The following is a 3278-nucleotide window of genomic DNA, read 5'->3' as shown; positions in this document are numbered from 1 at the left end:
TCTCTATAAGGCGCATGCCCTCCAGCTTAGTAATATGGGCGATGCCAAGTATATCGCCCGAACCAGCAATAAAATCAACGCCGACCTTGGCGGAGCGAATCTGCACAACTTTTTAGGGTATAAGATACCACCTGTCGGGCTATATAACTTTTTACGTGAGAAGAGCGATTTAACTGAGATTATCAGCCATGCTCCTGTCGGCGTTGATTTTATTGCTGGTTCGGGCGATATACTTGGCATCGCCCATATTACTAAGCTGGAGGGCATGCGCCTTATAGAGAAGTTGCGTCAGGTCGACTACGATTTTGTAGTGTTAGATTTAGGTGCGGGGACGAGCTTTAACACGATAGATTTGTTCAATTTAGCCGACCGCAAGGTAGTGGCTATGAATAGTGAGCCTACGTCTATTGAGAATGCCTATGGGTTTATCAAGATAGCGTTATATCGTTATTTGGAACGGTTTTTGTCGGCTGAAAATATGTTTTCTAGCATAAACAAGAAGCTACGCAACAAGAGTGCCAGCTATCCAGATATAGAGCTATTGATAAAAGATATAGAAGAGATAGATGTTGACGTGGCTAAGGTAGTCCGCAAGTTTGTTGCTGAATATAAGATTGGTATGGTTCTTAATATAGTTAGGTTCAAGAAAGAGCTGAATGTGTTTTATGGTTTTGAGGCTATATTGAAAAAATATCTTTCTATAAAGGTTGAAAAGTTAGGCTTTATACCCTACGATGAGAAGGTCAGCGAAGGTGTCAGACTAATGCAGCCATTTTATAATTCGCATCCAGACAGCGGCACAGCATCTTGTATTAACGATATTCGTGATGCAATAATAGCGAAGCTCTAAGAGTAGCCGATGGCTAATAATACTCTTGCTATGTTGGATGCTGATGAAGACGTAATACAGCTTGTCGGCATTCGGCTGGGTATGGATGAGTATGCGATGGACATACTCTGCATACAGGAGATTGTCCGTGTGTCAAAGGTCACCGTAGTTCCGCGTTCTGACGGCTATATTTTAGGTGTTATAAACTTTCGTGGTAAGATTATCCCTTTAGTAGATTTGCGGGTTCGTTTCAATATGGATAAGACTGATTACGGCAAGACAGTTCGCATTGTAATAGCTAAATTTGACCGCGAAAACGTAGGCTTTGTAGTTGACGAAGTAACGCAAGTTATACGGATATTTAGGTCTATGATAGACGATAAACTGCCGCTTGTGGGGACAATTGCCAGTGAGTATGTGCTAGGCATTTGCAAATATGACGGACGGCTCTTGACGTTGTTAGATGCAGAAAAAATTGTTGATGCAAGCGGTGCAGAGAGTATCCTAAAGAAACGCTTAAAATACGGCGAAGTTAAACCAGTCGTGTCGGAACTGGTAGCAGCAAAACCAGAACAATCAAAACCAGCAGCAACTTTAGCCCCAGCACCTGTTGCAGAAGATGATATTGATGTTTTGATTGCGGCGGAGCTTGCCAAGCGTGAGGCTGAGACTGATGCAATGTTAGCGCAGCGCAGAGCTGATACGACAGGAGCAGATACGGATACAAAGGACACAACGGATACAATTGGACTGGACGATATTGCGCGTGGCAATCAAGAAATTATATCAAGCATAGATACATTTTCTTCGCTTCAGCCTATTGCTATAAAGATAATGGATGGGGCGGACATTGAGCTTGGTGGCGGTGTTCAACGTGAATTTTCGGAGCTACTGCGTTTAATATCAGATATAAAATCTCTTTCTGGTATGTTGCCTGACGATAAGGCGCAAAGCTCTACTTCGTTATTAGAATGTGCTGGAATGATGGGCGAGGCTTATCAGCAGACACAAAACTCAATCGCCGCTATGCTTGAGGCTATCAGCAAAGGCAATGTCGTTGCCTTTGAGGGGGGGCAGGCTGATGCTCTGCGTCATATCAATAATGCAAATGCTTATGGTGTTCATATTCAAGGAGCTATAGAACATTCTAGCGAAGTTGACGGCAAGCTTAGGAGCGTTATAAAGCTGATAGCTGATGTTGGTGCGAGGCTAGGGGTAATTATAAGCTTCTTTCAGCCCAATGCTGGTTCTAGTGGTGCGGAGTATGAGGAGTTTGTAAGCGGGGTGGGACAGGTTCTCAGCTTTAATGAATATAGTGAAAGCGTGTAAGGCAGTTTATTATGGATAATATGCTGCATAAATTTTTACCAAATGTTATGGGCGATTTCTTAAAGGCGCAGTTGGAGCTGGGCGATGTTAAGCGTGGGGCTGCGTTCTTTGGCTCGGCACGTGTTGGTGCTGACAATAGACATTACAAATCAGCTAGAACGGTGGCTAGACTTGTCAGTCAAGCGGGTATTCCGATAATAACAGGAGGCGGACCTGGCATAATGGAGGCTGCCAATCGTGGAGCAACCGATGCGCGTGGCGATTCTGTTGGCATCAATATAAAACTGCCACACGAGCAAGAACCGAACCCATATACTACTCGCTCCTTTGAGACAAGGTATTTTTTCGTTCGCAAGGTTTTATTTGCGCGTTGTAGCAAAATATTTGTAGCATATCCGGGTGGTTTCGGCACTATGGATGAGCTGTTTGAATTTTTTGTTCTCATTCAGACGGGCAAATTAAAACGTACACCTGTGGTGCTGGCTGATAGTTCATTTTGGGGCGGACTTGTGGACTGGATGAAGGTAGCCTTGCAGTCAGGAGACTTTGTCTCGGCGTCTGATATGGATAGTTTTGTGATGCTTGATGAACCAAAAGACATTGCAAAGTATGTAATAGAGAGCGTTCGTGGCTAGGGCACTACCAAATACGAAAAGCTACATACAAAATCTTTATGAGTAGTAAAATAGAGTCTTGACATGTTTTTAGTGTAATTGTATAAAGGTGTTATACAAGATGACTGTTTCATATTATTTCAAGGTTCAAGCCTAGTTTAGATTGGCAGGAGTATATGACTGATGAAACATTTAGACAAAAAAATATTTATATTATGCGTGTTGGCTTTATCTTTAGCCAGTCTCGTTTGGGCTAGCGATAATAAGAACAACGACAAATACTTGGTTGTTAACCTTCAGTCTCGTGCTTATGCCCTGTCTGACTATAGAGGGAATATGGAGGTGGGGGGAGGTGATATCTACAGTGCTGAAAAAAAATCCTTTGCTACTGATGTGGAGAAGCAATTAAAAAACCGCGCTCATAGATATTCTAAAGAGCAATGTGTAGATGGCATTTATGACGCTTTGGAAGATTTGCTGGATGGTGGTGCTGATGACGAATATAT

General features: G+C 42.9%; 4 protein-coding genes. All 4 read left to right on the top strand.

What is annotated here, in order from left to right; translation table 11 throughout:
- On the top strand, positions 1 to 850 hold an 850-nt coding region (locus AC1MDJ_RS07180), incomplete at its 5' end, for a MinD/ParA family ATP-binding protein (protein ID WP_479690245.1).
- 9 nt (positions 851 to 859) lie between these two features.
- Entirely contained in the window at positions 860 to 2158 is a 1299-nt protein-coding gene (locus AC1MDJ_RS07175; RefSeq protein WP_479690244.1) for a chemotaxis protein CheW, read from the top strand.
- A gap of 11 nt (positions 2159 to 2169) precedes the next feature.
- On the top strand, positions 2170 to 2793 hold the full coding sequence (locus AC1MDJ_RS07170) for an LOG family protein (protein ID WP_479690243.1): 624 nt from the start codon (positions 2170 to 2172) through the stop codon (positions 2791 to 2793).
- A gap of 162 nt (positions 2794 to 2955) precedes the next feature.
- Positions 2956 to 3278 (top strand): hypothetical protein (locus AC1MDJ_RS07165; RefSeq protein ID WP_479690242.1); only part of this gene is annotated, 323 nt, incomplete at its 3' end.

Source organism: Candidatus Termitispirillum reticulitermitis (assembly GCF_054655775.1).
The sequence above is the reverse complement of the archived record's forward strand: the minus strand, read 5'-3'. Positions and strand labels throughout refer to the sequence as shown.

What these genes read in the sequence shown, in the direction of transcription:
- AC1MDJ_RS07175 (WP_479690244.1), top strand. Translation starts at nt 860, where the DNA reads ATGGCTAATAATACTCTTGCTATGTTGGATGCTGATGAAGACGTAATA.
- AC1MDJ_RS07170 (WP_479690243.1), top strand. Translation starts at nt 2,170, where the DNA reads ATGGATAATATGCTGCATAAATTTTTACCAAATGTTATGGGCGATTTC.